This is a genomic window from Pedobacter albus, from assembly GCF_036324255.1.
Lineage (GTDB): Bacteria > Bacteroidota > Bacteroidia > Sphingobacteriales > Sphingobacteriaceae > Pedobacter > Pedobacter albus.
Map to the genome: position 1 here is coordinate 791,130 of NZ_JAZDQT010000002.1, position 17,969 is coordinate 809,098.

Consider the following 17,969-nt stretch of genomic DNA (forward strand, 5'->3'; position numbering starts at 1 on the left):
CTTAAAGATAGCAATCTTTTGGGTTTTTGCGAGGGCAAAACTATTTGCCCTTGCCCAGTTTATAATCTTTGTGCACGATCAGAAAACTGGCCCGTTCTTCCTTTTTGAAGGGATAATCCCAATTGCCCTGATAGGTAATTTTGGTGGGCAGCTTTACCTCGTCAAAATAGCTCATTTCGATGTTCATCTGCACGTCGAAATCGAAGAGCATGTTGCTGTACTTCATATCGACATAGCGGCCCAAAATCTCGAAGTTGCGCTTATCGAAAATGGTAACCAGCTCCTTGATCATCAAGCCGTCTTTGGTCCAGCTGCTCAAATCGGGTTTTACCGATACCTTGAAGCGATAAACCGGGATAGAATCCAAATAGGTACCGCTGTAAAAAGTATAATCGTAGTACTGGCGCATGTTGGCCGTAAAGATCTGCGTTTTGTTTCCGATAAAAGGCAGGCCTTTAATGGGGCGCCCCGGATTAAAAATCAGGGTCTTCAGCTTGTCTTTATAGCTTTCGTTTTTGCCTCCGCCCGTACTTGGCGCCGAGTTGGGCACAAAATCGGTATTGTAGGCATTCATAAAAATGTAGTCGAACATTTCTACGGTGTACAGCTGGTATTTGCCGTTTTTCTTGTAAATCTTGCCGTTGTCTTCTTTTACGAGGTACTCCATTTTATAGGGACCATCGTTGTTGTGTTTGATCTTTCTGTAGATACGGCCATCAACCTTGTTTTTTTTATCGTAGGTGTAAACCCTATTTTCGGCAATGAAAGTGTACTTTTTCATGTTGCGAAAAGCCTGATAAAAACTGGTATCGTTAATAATGGCATCGATAAAGGTTTCTATATTGAGGCGCTTGGCCTTGATATTAACTACCGAATCGAGCTGTATGGTAGGAATGGTATCTGGATTAAAACGTTGGATCTGTTGCGCACCTGCTCCAAATGCAACAAGGGTTAATACCAGCAATAACAATATTTTTTTCATCAGTTCTTTAAATACAAATATCCTGCCTTAAATGTAAAACGGAAGAGGCAAGATGAATTCCCTTCCATCTTTTACCTCTAGTTACCCAATTGTTTCAAGGCGATATAGGCCATTAAACCCGTTGAGGTTTTGAGCGCGTCTTCGTCTATGTCGAAATTTGGCGTATGAACCGAATATTGGGTTCCCTTGGCCTCGTTACCTGTACCTAAACGATAAAAGCAAGCATTTGTTACTTGCGAATAGTAGGCAAAGTCTTCGGCAGCCATCCAAATATCCAGGTCGATTACGTTTTCCTTGCCCAGGTAATCTTCAGCATAGGTTCTGGCCCTGTCGGTCAGTTCTTCTTCGTTGATGAGGAAAGGGTAGCCACGCATGATGTCGAAAGTACAGCGGCCGCCCATGCTCTCGGCAATGCCTTCGGCCATTTTCTTCATCAATTTATGGGCTTCGCTTCGCCATTCTTCGTTCAGCGTTCTGAAAGTGCCTTCCAGTTTAACTTCATTCGGAATAATATTGGTAGCACCGTTGGCATTTACCTTGCCAAAAGAAAGCACCGATGGCAAGCGCGGATCGGCATTGCGACTTACAATTTGTTGCAAAGCCACAATAATGTGTGCCGTAATTAACACAGGGTCTATATTTTGGTGTGGCTGCGCACCATGACCGCCTTTGCCGTGCACGGTTACATACAATTCATCGGTAGAGGCCATGTAAATTCCGGAGCGGAAACCTACTTTGCCGGTTTCGATCAGGGGCATCACGTGTTGGCCTATCATGGCCTGTGGCTTCGGATTTTCTAGCACGCCTTCCTTAATCATGATGCTGGCACCGCCCGGCAACAGTTCTTCGGCTGGCTGAAACACCAGTTTGATGGTTCCGGCAAAGTCGTTTTTCAATTGGTTAAGGATATAAGCTGTGCCCAAAAGCGACGAGCTGTGTACGTCGTGCCCACAGGCATGCATAACGCCATGGTTTTTGGAGCGGTAAGGCTTGTCGTTGGCCTCGTGGATCGGCAACGCATCCATATCGGCACGCAAGGCCACCACCTGATCAGAAGGAATAGCGCCTTTGATTAAAGCCACCACGCCTGTATTGGCCATGTCGGTATAGTCGATGCCCCATTTTTTGAGCTTGTCTTTGATAAACATCGAAGTTTCGAACTCTTTAAAAGAAAGCTCTGGGTTGGCATGGATGTGGTGGCGATAGCCTACTACGTCGTTGTATATCTGGGCGGCTAATTCTTGTATTTTATCTTTCATCTGTGTTGGTTTTAAATAACGGAGGAGCTATTTGTTAACTTCTTCCAGTTCTGGCGCATTGATTTTCTCCCTAAAAATAAACAGGGTTGGATAGCTGGCTTTCAGTTCGGTCAGGAAACGCTGGGCTTCCATCCTGGTTCTGAAATCGCCAACGCGCAGGTAATAATTAGGTTCTTTGTAGGTAATATAAGCCCCTAGCTTGGGGTAGTTGTTTTTAAAACGGGTCTGTTCACTAAAGGCCTCGCGCCGGTCGGAGCCATAAAATACCTGCACCCGGTAGCCCATATCGGTCACAATGGCCGTGCTGCCTGGGTTAGTAACAGTAGCTTTCTTTTTGTTAAGCTCGAGCCTTTTGGCAATGAGGCTGTCGATGAGCGGGTCTTTAACGATGATGAGCTCGCCCTTGCTTTGGGCCAAAGCCCCTTGGACAAACAGTGCAACAACCAGAAACAGATAAATCTTTCTCATCATAAAACAGGGTCTCCTCTGCTCCGCTACCGGAGCGTTTAGGCCAGATTGGGGCAAAAAAAATGCCGAACTTTTTTACAAAATTCGGCATTCTTATCTGGTATTACAAATTATGCGTTAGCACCGTGGCAGTTTTTGTATTTTTTGCCACTGCCACAAGGGCAAGGCTCGTTACGGCCAACGGTTGCTTCTTTGCGTATAGGCTGTGGCGGTGCCATTTCGCGGGTATCTTCCATTGGCATGCCGCTGCTGCTCGATTCGTTGAATTCGGGCTTAGACATGCGCAATTTGCTTGGCTGTGGCTGTGGTGCCCTAGCCTCTCTTACCTCGCCGGCATCTTGATGCACCGGAATACCGCCTTTAAACAAGAAGCTCACTACTTCTTTGTTTACCACGCTCAACATGCCTTTAAACAGGTTGAAAGCCTCCATTTTGTAAATGATCAATGGATCTTTTTGCTCGTAAACCGCGTTCTGAACCGATTGTTTCAATTCGTCCATTTCGCGCAAATGCTCTTTCCAGCTGTCGTCTATCAAAGCCAGGATAATGGTCTTTTCGAAGGCCTTGGTTACTTCCCTACCGTTGTTGTCGATTGCTTTTTTCAAATCAACCGGCACTTGGATCTGACGGATGCCATCAGTAAAAGGTACAACCACCTGGCCAATTTCATGACCTCTTTCTCTATAGATATCGGTCAATACAGACATGGCCTGATTGATGACGTTTTCTGATTTACGGGCATAGAAAGCCGTAACTTCTTCGAACAATTTATCGGTTAAGGTATGGATGTTCTTCGAGTTGAATTCGTTTTCGTCGATACTGGTATCAACCGAGAAGTTCTTGATTACTTCCAGTCTGAAGCCTTCGTAATTGGTGCTTTCTTTGTATTCGGTTACGATATCTTCGGCCACATCAAACACCATGTTGTTCATATCAACGTCTAAACGATCGCCGAACAAGGCATTTCTGCGTTTGGCATAGATTACGGTACGCTGCGAGTTCATCACATCGTCGTACTCCAATAAACGCTTACGGATGCCGAAGTTGTTTTCCTCTACTTTTTTCTGTGCACGCTCGATAGAGCTGGTAATCATCGAATGCTGAATTACTTCACCGTCTTCGATACCCATTTTCACCATGATGTTAGAAATACGCTCCGAACCGAACAAACGCATCAAGTTGTCTTCCAACGATACGAAGAACTGCGAGGTTCCCGGATCTCCCTGACGACCTGAACGACCGCGCAACTGCCTGTCTACGCGACGAGACTCGTGGCGCTCGGTACCAATAATGGCCAAACCTCCAGCTTCTTTTACACCTGGACCCAACTTGATGTCGGTACCACGACCAGCCATGTTGGTAGCGATGGTTACCGTGCCTGCCTGACCTGCTTCGGCCACGATATCGGCCTCTTTCTGATGCAACTTGGCGTTCAATACATTGTGCTTGATGCCGCGCAGCTTCAGCATACGGCTCAACAATTCGGAAATCTCTACCGAAGTGGTACCTACCAATACCGGACGGCCTGCTTCTGTCAGTTTTACGATTTCTTCGGCAACGGCATTGTATTTTTCCCTTACGGTTCTGTACACATAATCCTGTTGGTCTTTCCTGGCCAAGCTTCTGTTGGTCGGAATTTCTACCACGTCTAATTTATAGATAGACCAGAACTCGCCGGCTTCAGTGGTTGCCGTACCCGTCATACCGCAAAGCTTGTGGTACATACGGAAGAAGTTTTGCAAGGTAATGGTGGCATAGGTTTGCGAGGCATCTTCTACCTTTACGCTTTCCTTGGCCTCAATGGCTTGGTGCAAACCGTCTGAGTAACGGCGACCGTCCATGATACGGCCGGTTTGCTCGTCAACGATTTTGATTTTGCCTTCGTCTATGATATATTCTACATCTTTTTCGAACAAGGTGTAGGCTTTCAACAATTGGTTTACCGAGTGGATACGTTCTGCTTTGACAGAATAATCGCGCATCAGGTTGTCTTTTTTGGCAATTTTTTCTTCGCTGCTCAGGCTCGATTTCTCGATTTCGGCAATTTCGGTACCTACATCAGGCAATACAAAGAAATGGGCATCCTCGCCCGATTGGGTAATCAGTTCGATACCTTTTTCGGTTAATTCTACCTGATTGTTTTTCTCATCGATATAGAAGAACAGTTCAGAATCTACCTTAGGCATATTCTTAGACTGATCGGCCATGTAGTGGTTTTCCGTTTTTAGCAAGGTTTGTCTTACACTGCCTTCGCTCAAAAATTTGATCAAGGCTTTGTTTTTTGGCAAACCGCGGTGTGCACGTAACAAGGCCAAACCGCCTTCGCCTTCTTCGGTTCCGGCATTGCCACTGTTAATTAAGGCTTTCGCCTGGTTTAAAGCTTGCGTAACGTAGGCCTTTTGGGCATTGACCAAACGCTCGATGCGTGGTTTCAGCTCATAAAATTCGTGCTGATCGCCAAATGGCACCGGACCAGAAATAATCAAAGGTGTACGGGCATCGTCAATCAATACCGAATCGACCTCATCCACCATGGCAAAGTGCAATTTTCGTTGCACCAATTGATCTGGCGTTTGCGACATGTTGTCGCGCAGGTAGTCGAAACCAAATTCGTTGTTGGTACCATAGGTAATATCAGCTAAATAGGCGTTTCTACGTTCTTGCGAGTTGGGTTCGTGCTTGTCGATACAATCAACACTAATGCCGTGGAATTCGAATAATGGACCATTCCACTCCGAGTCGCGTCGGGCCAGGTAATCGTTCACGGTTACAATGTGTACGCCTTGACCGGCCAAAGCATTTAAATAGGCTGGCAGGGTACTTACCAAGGTTTTACCCTCACCCGTAGCCATCTCGGCAATTTTGCCGCTGTTTAATACCATACCGCCAATCAACTGTACGTCGTAATGAACCATGTTCCATACCACTTCGGTACCAGAAGCATCCCAGCGGTTTGCCCAAAGGGCTTTATCGCCAACAATTTTTACATTGCTTTTGCGGGCGGCATAATCTCTGTCGAATTGGGTAGCGGTAACTTCCAGCTGTTCGTTTTCGCTTAAGCGGCGCGAAGTTTCTTTGACTACGGCAAAAGCATCAGGCATAATCTGCAACAATACTTTCTCCAATTCGGCATCGCGCTCCTTGCCTAAGGCATCAACCTGGTCGTAAAGCGCCGTTTTCTCGTGCAAAGGCAAATCTTGTTGCTCTGCTTGCTGCTTTACATCGGCAATCTGTGCATCTATTTTGCTTAAGGCTTCGGCAATGGTTGCCTTAAATTCTATCGTTTTGTGTCTCAGTTCGTCATTGCTCAACGACGAGAGTTTGGCATAAGCCTCGTTAATCTGCTGCACCAAGGGCTGCAATGCCTTGATATCTCTTTCTGATTTGCTTCCAAATATCTTGGCTAAAAATCCTAACATGTGTATTGTGGGTGTTTGTATATATTCAAAAATGTTCAATGAACAACAACCAGTTATGGTCTTTGCAGGCCAAATGGCAGTTGCGGGTGGAGCATGAGGCTCCAAATGCCTTTAAAAAGGTAAATGCGCGATGTAATACTACTTAGGGACTGTTGTTTCGGGGCTGTTCCCTGGTGGCCGGACTGGCCATAAAATGGCTGGGCGCACTGTATTTGGCTACTTCTGTTTCGGGAAGCGTGCCGATGCTGCTTAAATCGTTGTATGATAAGAAGAACGGGTTGCGGTCGTGGTCTTGCTGAGCCGTGCCCAACGAAACGATTTCCGTACCGATCTGCTGCTTGTTGCAGTACCTGTCGCTCAAATACCTCAAGTCCTCTACACGCTCGGCTTTGGCCAAGTGCGTAAGGCTAAAAAATACAAGAGATATGGTAACGAGGTGTCTCATTCTAGCGGCAAATCTAATTTTAATCTTTTACATACAGAAATCTGATTCACAGCAAATACAATTCCACTTTTCATTTACTGCCAAATCGGCTACCCAATAGGTTTATTTAGATTTTCTCCACGCTTCTGAACAGAAAGCAATATCTTTGTTGACATAGAAAAACCACTATTGATGAATATTTTACTCCTTGGTTCTGGCGGAAGAGAATGTGCTTTTGCCTGGAAAATCAGCCAATCGGCCCAATGCGACACCTTGTTTATAGCACCCGGCAATGCCGGAACCAGTGCCTATGGCAAAAACGTAAACCTTAACCCCAACGATTTCGAAGCCATTAAGGCCTTTGCCTTGAAAGAAAACATCGGATTGCTGGTGGTTGGTCCAGAAGAGCCCTTGGTAAACGGAGTACACGATTTTTTCAGCAATGACGAGGCTTTGGCGCATATTCCAGTAATCGGCCCTAAAAAAGAAGGTGCCATTTTAGAAGGCAGCAAGGATTTTTCGAAACAGTTTATGGAGCGCCATGGCATTCCGACAGCCAAGTCGAGGTCGTTTACCAACGAAAACCTGGACGAAGGCCTGGCTTACCTGCAAAATCATGCGCTACCGGTAGTTTTAAAAGCCGATGGCTTGGCGGCCGGAAAGGGTGTATTGATTATTGATAACACAGCCGAAGCCCAAGAAGAGCTGAAGCTGATGCTGGGTGGCAAATTCGGCTCGGCCGGCGCTACGGTGGTGATTGAAGAGTTTTTAACCGGCATCGAACTTTCTGTTTTTGTACTAACCGACGGTAAAAATTATGTGATTTTGCCAGAGGCGAAAGACTACAAACGCATTGGCCAGGGCGATACCGGCTTGAATACCGGTGGCATGGGTTCTGTTTCGCCGGTTCCTTTTGCCAACGAAGCTTTCTTGGCCGACATTAAAAACAGCATTATCCAGCCCACTATCGACGGATTGCTCAAAGACCAAATCGATTATACCGGTTTTATCTTCTTTGGCCTCATTAAAGTAGGCGATAAGCCTTATGTAATCGAATACAACTGTCGCATGGGCGATCCGGAGACCGAAAGCGTGATTCCCCGCATCGAAAGCGACCTGGTAGAACTATTCATGGCCAGCGCCAATAAGCAGTTGGGCAGTTATCAGTTAGCGATTAGTGCTAAAAACGCCGCTACCGTAATGATTGTAGCGGGTGGCTATCCGGGCCCTTATGAGAAAGGAAAGGTAATTGCCGGCTTAGAAAACCTGCGCGATTCTCATGCCTTTCATGCCGGAACCCTTTTAGAAGGTGGACAGGTTAAAACCAATGGCGGCCGGGTATTGGCCATTACCAGCGTACAAGACAGCCAATTTAACGCGCTACAATGCGCCACCGCCGATGCAGCCCGTATTTATTTTGATGGCAAATACTTTAGAGAAGACATTGGGTTTGATTTGATGTAAAAGGAGAACACCTTCAAAGGTTTAAAAACTTTGAAAGCCTATAAATCCGAAAGCCCCGGGATATTCTCGGGGCTTTTTTTGTCCGAAATGTTCATTATTTTAACTTTAAAGAAACCAACCCGTAAATCATTTATTTTTATGGATAAGATTACCTAGTGGTCTTACAATTAACCGCAATTCTCACTAAAAACTAAATGATGATGAAAAAAGCAAACAAGCCTGTAGGCGAAGTATTGTCTAGAACACAATTAAAAAAAGTATCAGGAGGAAATGCAAGTGGTGGCGAAAGCTGTTTTTGTAATGTCTGGGTATGTACTACCTCAACGCATTCCATATTTTTAGGTGCATTAACTTGCTTGGAAGCAAGTGAGCGATGTCCCTCTGTTTTCGACGAACTTGCGGGAGACGATTGCGAGTAAAACTAAAAAGGGGCTGTTTCATTATAAAAGAAACAGCCCCTTTTTCATTTATCAACAGCTATTATTTGGTCTTTTTATCTAATAGCTCTGTTAATTTAGCCTCAAGTGCTGCGCCTCTAAGGTTTCTGCCAACGATTTTTCCTTTGGCATCAACTAAGAAATTGAAAGGAATACCTTGAACGCCATATCCTTTAGACACTTCATTTTCCCATCCTTTTAGATCAGAAACATGTGTCCAAGTTAAACCGTCGTCTTTAACTGCTTTTAACCAAGCATCTTTTGTAGTACGAGTAGCTCCTCCATCTAAAGAAACGCCCAATACGGTAAAGTTTTTATTTTTAAATTTGTTATAAGCAGCTACTACATTAGGATTTTCCTGACGACAAGGACCACACCAAGAAGCCCAGAAATCAACCAATACATATTTGCCTTTAAAATCAGATAATTTAACAGGCTTGCCATCAGCATCGTTTTGGGTAAACTCTGGCGACATACCAATTTGGGTTTTCTTCACGCCGTCAATGATATCCTTCATCTTTTTGGCCATTTCTGTTCCTTTGTTGGCTGCCGATAACTTCAAAAATACCGGATCTACCGCTTTCGGATCAAAATCAGAACCCATCATATTCCTTACCGAAACCAAGGCAATGAACGAATTAGGGTTTTCGGTCACAAATTTCTCATATACAGGATTTTTCTCTTTGTTTAAAGCCTCGTATTTATCATAAAAAGCTTCCATAAAGGCATCATCTTTCTTCTGCTCAGGCGTATAGGCACTGTATTCTTTCATCAGCCCAGCTATTTTATCGTCAACCGGCTTTAACAGTTGCGTTAGCTTTGCATTTTCATCGTTGATTTTAGAGCCTACGATTTTTACATGCTTCAACGAGTCGGTTCCTTCAACTTTGAAAGTAGTCGGCTCGATATAAACGCTCTTCATATCCAACACTTCGCCTTTTGCAGGACGGTTTACATAAGGGTTTTTATTAAGGAACAAGGTGCCACTAGTCGGTTCCTTTACCATGCCCTTCAATTCGAAAGCTCCATTGGCTACTACAGCCGAATCTGCTTTTCTTTGGCCTCCTTCAACGTAAGAAAGGAAAATTTTGTCGCCGGTTTTCAAGGCTTTCACATCGCCTTTAATGGTATAGGCTTGTTGCGCCATTACGCCCATAGGTAAAAGGCATACGGCTGATAAGATTAATTTTTTCATTGTTTTATAAATATAAGGTTTAGGTGCTTTAGGTATCAAATATAGTAAAACGCACAAAATGTGCGATTAATTCTTTTGTAAAATTAGCTGAGCTTCTGGTAGGTACGCCACCACAGGTTGGGCATTTCGCCATTAACGGCCGTATTGTAGTCTTCGTAACGGCAAGGCACCAAATGGTAGCGCTCGTTTTTTGAAATGCCCGACGGATAGGGCACCTGCATCCACCAACGGTCTGAACGCTTGCTCTTTACAAAATTCATTTCGCCCGAACCGTCTTTTAAACTGGTTCGGTAAATGATGTACTGCGATTTTGGCGTAAGCGGAAAATCCTGCTTGCGGTTGTAAAAACCCTCTAAAAAATACCAGACCATCTGCGCCAGCAGCATGGCTGTTTGGCCGTTTCTATCGTAGGCCGGATTGAACTCGTAAAAGCCGATCGAGGTCAGTTTATCGTTCATCCCGGCATAGCGGGCAATCCGACAGGCATCTTCGCCATAAAAACCATTGGGTCCGGCGTTGATATTGGCACAGGCATCAGACGAACGGATGGCGCCCAAATCGAAACTGATCATGTTCGCATTGCGCAAAATGGGTTCAGTCAAGGTCATATCGGGCAAAAACTCGCCCAAACGGTGCACATCAAAATAAAGCTTGTCCATTACCTTCAGGCTATCCTGGTTTACAAAATAGGTTTGGTAACCGATATTGCTGAAATTGAACAGGTAGTTGGGCTGGTGCAGAAAAATCTTGCTCAGGTAAGAAACAGAAGTGGTTTCAACGCTTTCGTGCTCGTCTTCATCCAAATCAAACTTCGAATCGACCACCACCAGGTCTACTTTTTGCTCCAGGCTCTCATAGGCCATGTATTGGGCATAGGTAATGTCTTGTCCGCCACCAATAATAATAGGCAGGATATTCATTTTCACCAATTCGGCCACGGCGGTTTTCACCGCAAAATAGGTATCAGACACTTCTTTTCCGGCTATGATATTGCCCAAATCGATGATCTTGGAGGTAAATGCACCTTCGTTCAGCGCATAAAACTGCTCCCTGAAATAATCGGCGGCCAAGGCACAGCCATTGTTGTTCACGGCTCCGCGGTCGTCGTTTACCCCAAAAATGGCGATATCATATTGTTTTTCTTCCAAATCAGGGAACTGATCGGTGTAAAAACTGGCCTTCAATCCCAGCTGACTGGTAAAAAACCCTTGTTTGGGACTAAATTTTTCGGGATTGATGGGCGAAAAAAAATCTGATAAGGACATAATGGCGGTATGAATGTTGGCATCAAATATCTATTTTTGGGCGCATATTTTAATGAACTCCCTAAAAAAAATGATATGATACTGGTAACCGGCGCAACGGGCTTTTTAGGAGCAGAACTGATCAGGCAGCTTACGGCACAGCAATTACAGGTACGGGCCATCAAAAGAAGCACGGCCAATATTCCCGATTTGATTAAAGATAATTCCCTGGTCGATTGGCGCATAGCCGACATCAACGAGCCCGAAACCCTGGCCGATGCTTTTGAGGGAGTTACGCAGGTTTATCATTGTGCCGCCTTTATTTCTTTCGACCCCAAAGACAAGGCCAAACTGCTTAAAGTCAATATCGAGGGTACCGCCAATATCGTTAACCTGTGTCTGGAACATGGGGCAAGATTGCTGCACGTAAGTTCGGTAGCCGCCCTGGGCAATGCCAAAAAAGGTGAACAGATTACCGAAAAGGATTTTTGGGAGTACGATCCGCATGTGCATTCTTACGCTATTTCTAAATACGAGGGCGAAATGGAGGTATGGCGCGGCCTAGCCGAAGGCTTGGATGCGGTTATTGTAAATCCGGCCGTTATTATTGGCAAAAATGCAGGTTTTACAGGCAGTGGCGCTATTTTTAAACTGGTTAAAGAGGGCCTGAAGTTTTATACCGACGGTGCCACAGGCATTGTAGATGTAGAAGACGTGGCCAAGTGCATGATTTTGCTCATGAACAGTCCAATTACCGGCGAACGTTATACCCTTTCGGCCGACAACCTCAATTACAAGGATTTTTTCGCGACCATTGCCAAGGGCTTTGGCATCAAGGCACCTTCAACAGAGGCCAAGCCTTGGATGTTGGGCATTGCCTGGCGTGCAGCCAAAGTGGCCTCGTGGTTTACCCGAAAGGCACCGGCACTAACCAAAGATGCGGCCCGCAGCAGCTTTAACCATAGCTACTACAGCAATGCCAAAATCAGCAAAACCGTTCCCATCCAGTTTAAGCCGCTTCAAACCAGCATACTGGAAGTTTGCCAGGCCCTGAAATAAGTAAGGGGCTTGTAGCCAAGAACAACAAGTATTACTATCTTTGCGCCAAACAGAAGCAAACCTTTATTTATTCCGCAACAATGTTGAAGAAAGCCTTTTACATTATCGATTTTGATAGCACATTTACCCAGGTTGAGGCCTTGGATGAGCTAGCCCGTATCTCCCTAAGCAAACACCCCGACAAAGAGGCTATTTTTCAGAAAATAGAAGATTACACCAACCTGGCCATGGAAGGCAAGCTCTCTTTTTCAGAAAGCCTGGCCCAACGCGTAAAGTTGCTCGAAGCCAACGAAACCCACCTGAAACAATTGGTTACCCGCTTAAAGAAAAAGGTGTCGAGTTCTTTCTCGCGCAACAAGGCCTTTTTTAAGAAACATGCCGACGAGGTGCTAATCGTTTCTGGCGGATTCAAGGAATTTATTACGCCGGTTGTCAGCCAATACCATATTAAAAAGGAAAACATTTATGCCAACACCTTCGTTACCACCGGCGATGGCAAGATTATAGATTACGACCATGCCAATCCGCTAAGCGAAGAGGGTGGCAAGGTGAAGCTGATGCGCCAGCTCGACCTGCAGGGCGACTTGTATGGCATCGGCGACGGCTATTCTGATTTTCAGCTGCGCGAAAGCGGCCTGATTAAAAAGTTCTTTGCCTTTACCGAAAATATTGCCCGCGAAAGCATCGTTTCAAAAGCCGACCACGTTACGCCGAGCTTCGACGAGTTTTTGTATGTAAACAACCTGCCACGAGCCATTTCCTATCCAAAAAACAGGATTTTATGCCTTGTGATTGGCGATGTCCCAGCCGAAAGCATTGCCCTGCTTAAAAAAGACGGGCTTTCGATTAGGCATAAAGCTGCTTTTGAAGAGAAATATGTGGGCGATGTGGGCATGATACTGTTGGCCGATGGCGAAAAAATTGAAGACGACAAGCTTAAACGTGCCGTTAAACTCAAAACCATTGGCTATTTGGGCAACGTTAAAAACAAGTTCTCGCTACAAACCTGCAACGAAATGGGCATTGTGGTATTCGACGATCCAAAGGCCAATCCGCGCAATGTTTCCTTTCTGCCTAAAAGGATGATCGATTTCATGAACAAGGGCACTACATACCTGAGCTGCAATTTCCCGAACCTGCAGCTGCCGGCCATCGACAAATCGCACCGCTTGATCCATATCCATAAAAACGTACCGGGCATTATGGCGCAGATCAATACCATTTTTGCCAAGCATAACATCAACATTGTTGGGCAATTTTTAATGACCAATGCTACCTTGGGCTATGCCATTACCGATATTAATGCCGAGTACGACAAGCAGTTGTTCAAATCGCTCAAGAAAATAGACCATACCATTAAATTTAGGGTGTTGTATTGATCGTATCTGGTTTTCTGTTGCCAGAGAGGTGGCTTCGGATCTCCTAGCCAAACGAGATTAGTCCTTTCTCCTTGATGAGAAAGGACCAAAGAATCAAGGCTGTTGCATATTCGTTGCGCTAGCCGTGTCGATCTTAACGGCGCAATATGGAGACGCGGTGCTCTAGTGCCAAACGAAAGTTTATACTTTTTGCTTCTGCCATCTTGCTTGTATCTACCATACGTAAGTCATTGCAAAAGATCAACCCGCTATCCCTTCCGAATCTGCAAAGGCCATCTGATTAAGCAACAAAAGCCTTTTCATACTACCAAGCTGGTCGGGATATGCCATCCCGGCCCAAATAAGCCTGGATTTCAAATCCAGATCATCCCATTTTCGCCCTGCTGCTGAAACGTTCATCCTCCATGCAATTGCCAGCCTGCCAAATTTTCCTTAAATTGCAGCCATGATCAGCCCGTCGCTTACCGTTTTCAGTTTCTCCGAAGCCTTCAGGGCCTGGAAATGGGCGGGCATTATCAGTTTAGTGATCGCGAGGCCCAGCTAACGCCGATTATTTCTTAAATTAGGGTATGCTACCCGCCAAAACAACAGATTTAACAACCTTATTGGCCTTGCTATGGCAAATGGCCAACTTCAATAGATTACCATGGATTTTACGCCAGAAATCAAGAACAAGCTAGACAAGCTTCAAGAAAAATACGAGGCGATGGGCCAGGATATGGCCTCTTACCTCGACGGCCTTTTGTATGCCGATTTCCTCACCTATTGGGATTACATCCACCTGGATACGCTGCTGAGCCTGCAAAGCCCCAAAACGCCTTTTCCCGATGAGGAAATTTTCATCATGTACCACCAGATTACGGAGCTCTATTTCAAGCTTTCGCTACACGAGTGTAGGCAAATTGCCGAGCATCCGCAACTTACGGTACAGTTTTTTACCGAACGCGTTAAGCGCATCAACGCCTATTTCCATGCGCTCACTACCTCTTTCGAGGTCATGGTAAACGGCATGGAAAAAGAGCAGTTCCTCAAATTCCGCATGTCGCTGTTGCCAGCCAGCGGGTTCCAGTCGGGCCAGTACCGCATGATAGAAATCAGCGCCACCAACTTTACCCAGCTGGTTGACAAGAGCCAGCGCGAGGCCCTGAAAAATGCGAGCATCGACGAGCAGTTCGAATACATTTACTGGAAATTCGGCGCTACCGAATTGGCCACCGGCAAACAAACGCTCACCCTCAAACAGTTTATCCAAAAATATGCCGCCCAGTTTTTGCAACTGGCCAAAGCGCGAGAACACAGCAATTTTGCTGCGTTGTACCACCAGCTGGAAAGCCAAGGTGCCGACGTAAGCGAACTGGCGGAAGAACTGCGTAAACTGGATTTATATGTGAACGTAGAATGGCCTTTGTCGCATTACAAATCGGCCGTACGCTACCTGGAGAAAGATCCGATCGACATTGCGGCCACCGGTGGCACCAATTGGCAAAAATACCTGCCACCACGTTTCCAAAAACGCATTTTCTATCCTTTTTTATGGACCGAAGAGCAAATGGAAGAATGGGGAAAATCGTGGGTGCTTAGTGTGCTCAAAACACTTCGAAATGACAAATAAATTACGTTAAAACACGTTTTTTCCCTACTTTTGTAGCAATAAATCTTTAAAACCGTGATAGATACCTTACAAATCAAGACTACAAAAACCAGCCACTCGAGGTTGGGAGAAACAGACTTCAATGTGCTGCCTTTCGGAAAGGTCTTCACCGACCACATGTTTGTTGCAGATTTTGAAGATGGCGAATGGAAGAACTTTGAAATCCTGCCTTATGGCCCTATTGCCATGAGCCCGGCCATTTCTGCTTTGCATTATGGACAAGCCATTTTTGAGGGAATGAAGGCCTACCGGTTGCCAAACGGCGAGGTAAGCGTATTTAGGGCTGATAAAAACTTTGAGCGTTTTAACATCTCGGCGGCGCGTATGGCTATGCCTACCATCCCCGAAGAAGTATTTATGCAAGGTATTGCCAGCCTCATCAATATCGACAAGGCTTGGGTGCCTAGCGAAGAAAACTATTCTTTGTACCTGAGGCCGGTAATGTTTGCCACCGATGCCGAATTGGGCGTAAAGGCAAGCTCAACCTATAAATTTGTGGTATTGGCTAATCCAAGCGGTCCTTACTACAACAAAGCTTTAAAAGTAAAAATCGAAACCCATTATACACGTGCCAACGAAGGTGGCGTAGGCTATGCCAAAACCGCCGGAAACTATGCCCGTTCGTTGCATCCTTTTGCCGAAGCCCAAAAAGAAGGTTTCGACCAATTGATTTGGACGGATTCGGCCACGCACCAATACGTAGAAGAATCGGGCGCAGCCAATGTGATGTTCATTTTGAACAACAAACTGGTAACCCCGGCCGTTGGCGAAACCATTTTAAATGGCGTAACCCGCGATACGATCATTGTACTGGCCAAAGAAATGGGCATTGAAGTAGAGCAAAGAAAGGTGTCGATTGCCGAGATTTTGGAAGGTGCCAAAAACGGAAGCCTAACAGAAGCTTTTGCCGTAGGTACCGCCGCAACGGTTACCCAAATTGGCAGCATTGGCTACGATGGCGAGCTTTACACCTTAGCTGAGGTAAGCACACGCACCATTTCGCCTGCCATTGCCAAAAAACTAAACGATATTCGTTACGGCCTGGCGCCAGACCAATTTGGCTGGAACTGGGTAGTATAATATTTCCGCTACGCCTTATAAGTTTTAAAAACCTATAAGGCGCAGCGTTTATTTATTAGCTTCTTCCCTTTCACGCCGTTCGCGACGTTCCTGCCTGCGCTTGCGGCGTTCTTCCCTATCGCCTTTCATCTGTTCGAAAGATGCAATTTTAGCCCTGATTTCGGCTTCTTTTTGTGGCGTTACACCAATACTATATTTGATGCCCTGAAAAAGGGTTTTCCAAACAAAATTAAAGAAAGAACTGGTGGGCTTGCGCTCAAACTGGACGGGTGCAATGGTAAATTCTCCTGTCGAATCGGGGTTATCTGAGCGAATAACCAAGGCATTGGCCAAAATAGAAAGCAAAGCCTTGCGTTTCAGCCATTCTTCGCCTTCTTCCTTTTTAAGCAGGGTAAGCGACAAATCGTTGAACCTGAACCTGACCTTGCCCTTGGCCCCTTGCTCATCGGCCGCTATATCAAAGGCCAATTGTTTGATCGTTCCCTTGTTGATCTGCATCAAACCCAAAGGCTTGGAAACGGGATTGAGCTTACGGCCATCCATATCGTTGATACTGCCCTTATAGCTAAAAGCGCCAATAGGCGAGTTTAAATCGAACTTGAAGCTAATTTCCAATTTGCCTTGCCCCATAATGTGGCTCTGTAAATCGGCCTGCATAATGGGTTGTACACTTTTTACCTTAGGCATATTGGTCACGTTGCTCAGGGTACCCGAAGTTTTATCGAAAGTAACCTTGCCCTTTTGTAAACTCCTTCTGCTAAATTCGGCATAGCTGATGTTGATGTTGCCCAAACTTACCTTTTTGATGCTCATCGGCAGATCGAGCTTTTGCAAAAGCTGTTGCGGAAACCGTCCGGTTCTTACTTTTTCCAATTTGGGGAAAGTGCTGTTCCTGAACACCGAAACGCTACCCTCGGCGATGCTCATTTCGTCGGCGTAAAGCTCTCTTTTTTGAATAAAGGCGGGCAAGTCTATGCCATTTAGCCCCAAATTGTCTAATTGAATGTGGTAACGCGACTTGGCATAGCCGGCCACTCGGGAAAAAGCACCCTCGCTATACCTGGGCACAACCCCAAAATGCTTTAAGCTGAGCTTGCCGCTTTTGGCATTGAAATCGAGCTGATGTACGTTGAGGTGGTACATGCTATCGGGCGTGGCATAGGTATAATCGCTAATATTGACGTCGATGTCTTTGAGGAGGTACAAGCGGCTGGTATCTTGTGCCGAGGTTGGATCGATGAGCCAATCTTTGAGCGTAACGTTCATGTTGGCTATCGAATCGATTTCGGGCACCGGTCCGTTGTTGTCCACGTACTTCAACTTCATGTTCTTAAAATCGACCATTTCTACCCGCAGCGATTTAAAAAGCTTGGCAATATATTCGTATGGCGATTTGCGAGGCCTCGGGGGCAGGTTATCGTTAAAATCGAAATGCCTGTTTACCATGGTCACTTCCGGCTTATCGAACAGCAGCAATTTTACATCTACCACCTTGTCGAAATAAATAGACCAAGGCTTAAATCTTTTGACCGATAGTTTTTTCAGGCGGATATAGTAGAGGTTATTGGGTGCTTTTTGCGCGGTAATCAATTGCTTAAACACATTGGTATCAGGGGTAATCCTCACTTCGCCAATAGTAGCGGTGCCCGTAATGAAATTGGTATGGATGGTGGCAAAATCTAGGCTGTACAGCCCATGGGTAGAGGTTTTAACCAATGTTCTAAGCTCTCTGCCAATAATAGGCCTCAGCTTTACGCTAAGGTACCATGATGCACCAGCCAAGCCCAACACTACAAAAAGCAGTATCGCAGCTATCCATTTGAAGAGCTTGAATTTACGCTTTGGTCTTTCGGCCATATTGTTGGTTTCCATCTTTGTGCATCCCAATATACAAGAAACCGATTGATT

The 17,969-nt window shown here is 45.5% G+C and carries 13 protein-coding genes; 5 read left to right on the forward strand and 8 right to left on the reverse strand.

The genetic code is table 11. From position 1 onward, the window contains the following. Positions 1-40: 40 nt before the first annotated feature. The 5 genes from VRU48_RS13270 to VRU48_RS13290 all read right to left on the reverse strand — a co-directional run bounded on the left by VRU48_RS13270 (position 41) and on the right by VRU48_RS13290 (position 6,573). Positions 41-982, reverse strand: a complete 942-nt coding sequence (locus tag VRU48_RS13270) for a hypothetical protein (protein ID WP_330108400.1) — start codon at positions 980-982, stop codon at positions 41-43. Positions 983-1,059: 77 nt separating this feature from the next. Further along, on the reverse strand, positions 1,060-2,241 hold the full coding sequence (locus VRU48_RS13275; protein WP_330108401.1) for a M20 metallopeptidase family protein: 1,182 nt from the start codon (positions 2,239-2,241) through the stop codon (positions 1,060-1,062). 27 nt (positions 2,242-2,268) lie between these two features. Beyond that, positions 2,269-2,712 carry an SPOR domain-containing protein gene (locus VRU48_RS13280; protein WP_330108402.1) on the reverse strand — a complete coding sequence of 148 codons (444 nt, stop codon included), beginning with the start codon at positions 2,710-2,712 and terminating at the stop codon, positions 2,269-2,271. 107 nt (positions 2,713-2,819) lie between these two features. Next, complete coding sequence (secA, locus tag VRU48_RS13285) at positions 2,820-6,128, reverse strand: preprotein translocase subunit SecA (protein ID WP_330108403.1); 3,309 nt, start codon at positions 6,126-6,128, stop codon at positions 2,820-2,822. Between the two features lie 142 nt (positions 6,129-6,270). Beyond that, positions 6,271-6,573: a hypothetical protein gene (locus tag VRU48_RS13290; protein WP_330108404.1), complete on the reverse strand. Its 303-nt coding sequence runs from the start codon at positions 6,571-6,573 to the stop codon at positions 6,271-6,273. A gap of 171 nt (positions 6,574-6,744) precedes the next feature. Between VRU48_RS13290 and purD the strand changes: the two genes are divergently transcribed. Continuing rightward, positions 6,745-8,016 (forward strand): phosphoribosylamine--glycine ligase, encoded by a 1,272-nt coding sequence (gene purD / locus VRU48_RS13295; RefSeq protein ID WP_330108405.1) that lies wholly within the window; start codon positions 6,745-6,747, stop codon positions 8,014-8,016. 480 nt (positions 8,017-8,496) lie between these two features. Here the strand turns inward: purD and VRU48_RS13300 are convergent, their stop codons facing one another. Then, positions 8,497-9,648: a TlpA disulfide reductase family protein gene (locus tag VRU48_RS13300; protein WP_330108406.1), complete on the reverse strand. Its 1,152-nt coding sequence runs from the start codon at positions 9,646-9,648 to the stop codon at positions 8,497-8,499. 83 nt (positions 9,649-9,731) lie between these two features. Next, positions 9,732-10,913, reverse strand: a complete 1,182-nt coding sequence (locus VRU48_RS13305; protein WP_330108407.1) for a formimidoylglutamase — start codon at positions 10,911-10,913, stop codon at positions 9,732-9,734. A 75-nt stretch (positions 10,914-10,988) separates the two neighbouring features. Here VRU48_RS13305 and VRU48_RS13310 point away from each other — a divergent pair, with 75 nt between their 5' ends. From VRU48_RS13310 to VRU48_RS13325, 4 genes are all read left to right on the forward strand, one after another. Beyond that, positions 10,989-11,951: an NAD-dependent epimerase/dehydratase family protein gene (locus tag VRU48_RS13310; protein ID WP_330108408.1), complete on the forward strand. Its 963-nt coding sequence runs from the start codon at positions 10,989-10,991 to the stop codon at positions 11,949-11,951. 80 nt (positions 11,952-12,031) lie between these two features. Continuing rightward, positions 12,032-13,330, forward strand: coding sequence for an HAD-IB family phosphatase (locus VRU48_RS13315; protein ID WP_330108409.1), 1,299 nt, complete (start codon positions 12,032-12,034; stop codon positions 13,328-13,330). Positions 13,331-13,976: 646 nt separating this feature from the next. After that, on the forward strand, positions 13,977-14,942 hold the full coding sequence (locus VRU48_RS13320) for a tryptophan 2,3-dioxygenase family protein (RefSeq protein WP_330108410.1): 966 nt from the start codon (positions 13,977-13,979) through the stop codon (positions 14,940-14,942). A 54-nt stretch (positions 14,943-14,996) separates the two neighbouring features. Continuing rightward, the gene (locus VRU48_RS13325) at positions 14,997-16,061 is read left to right on the forward strand and encodes a branched-chain amino acid aminotransferase (protein WP_330108411.1); all 1,065 of its coding nucleotides are present in this window, start codon (positions 14,997-14,999) and stop codon (positions 16,059-16,061) included. A gap of 48 nt (positions 16,062-16,109) precedes the next feature. Here the strand turns inward: VRU48_RS13325 and VRU48_RS13330 are convergent, their stop codons facing one another. Continuing rightward, positions 16,110-17,933, reverse strand: a complete 1,824-nt coding sequence (locus tag VRU48_RS13330; protein WP_330108412.1) for a hypothetical protein — start codon at positions 17,931-17,933, stop codon at positions 16,110-16,112. Positions 17,934-17,969 lie beyond the last annotated feature (36 nt).

Bases quoted from the DNA above. Each gene is read 5' to 3' on its own strand.
- VRU48_RS13270 (WP_330108400.1), bottom strand. From the start codon at position 982: ATGAAAAAAATATTGTTATTGCTGGTATTAACCCTTGTTGCATTTGGA.
- VRU48_RS13310 (WP_330108408.1), top strand. From the start codon at position 10,989: ATGATACTGGTAACCGGCGCAACGGGCTTTTTAGGAGCAGAACTGATC.
- VRU48_RS13275 (WP_330108401.1), bottom strand. From the start codon at position 2,241: ATGAAAGATAAAATACAAGAATTAGCCGCCCAGATATACAACGACGTA.
- purD (WP_330108405.1), top strand. From the start codon at position 6,745: ATGAATATTTTACTCCTTGGTTCTGGCGGAAGAGAATGTGCTTTTGCC.
- VRU48_RS13315 (WP_330108409.1), top strand. From the start codon at position 12,032: ATGTTGAAGAAAGCCTTTTACATTATCGATTTTGATAGCACATTTACC.
- VRU48_RS13280 (WP_330108402.1), bottom strand. From the start codon at position 2,712: ATGATGAGAAAGATTTATCTGTTTCTGGTTGTTGCACTGTTTGTCCAA.
- VRU48_RS13300 (WP_330108406.1), bottom strand. From the start codon at position 9,648: ATGAAAAAATTAATCTTATCAGCCGTATGCCTTTTACCTATGGGCGTA.
- VRU48_RS13320 (WP_330108410.1), top strand. From the start codon at position 13,977: ATGGATTTTACGCCAGAAATCAAGAACAAGCTAGACAAGCTTCAAGAA.
- VRU48_RS13330 (WP_330108412.1), bottom strand. From the start codon at position 17,933: ATGGAAACCAACAATATGGCCGAAAGACCAAAGCGTAAATTCAAGCTC.
- secA (WP_330108403.1), bottom strand. From the start codon at position 6,128: ATGTTAGGATTTTTAGCCAAGATATTTGGAAGCAAATCAGAAAGAGAT.
- VRU48_RS13305 (WP_330108407.1), bottom strand. From the start codon at position 10,913: ATGTCCTTATCAGATTTTTTTTCGCCCATCAATCCCGAAAAATTTAGT.
- VRU48_RS13290 (WP_330108404.1), bottom strand. From the start codon at position 6,573: ATGAGACACCTCGTTACCATATCTCTTGTATTTTTTAGCCTTACGCAC.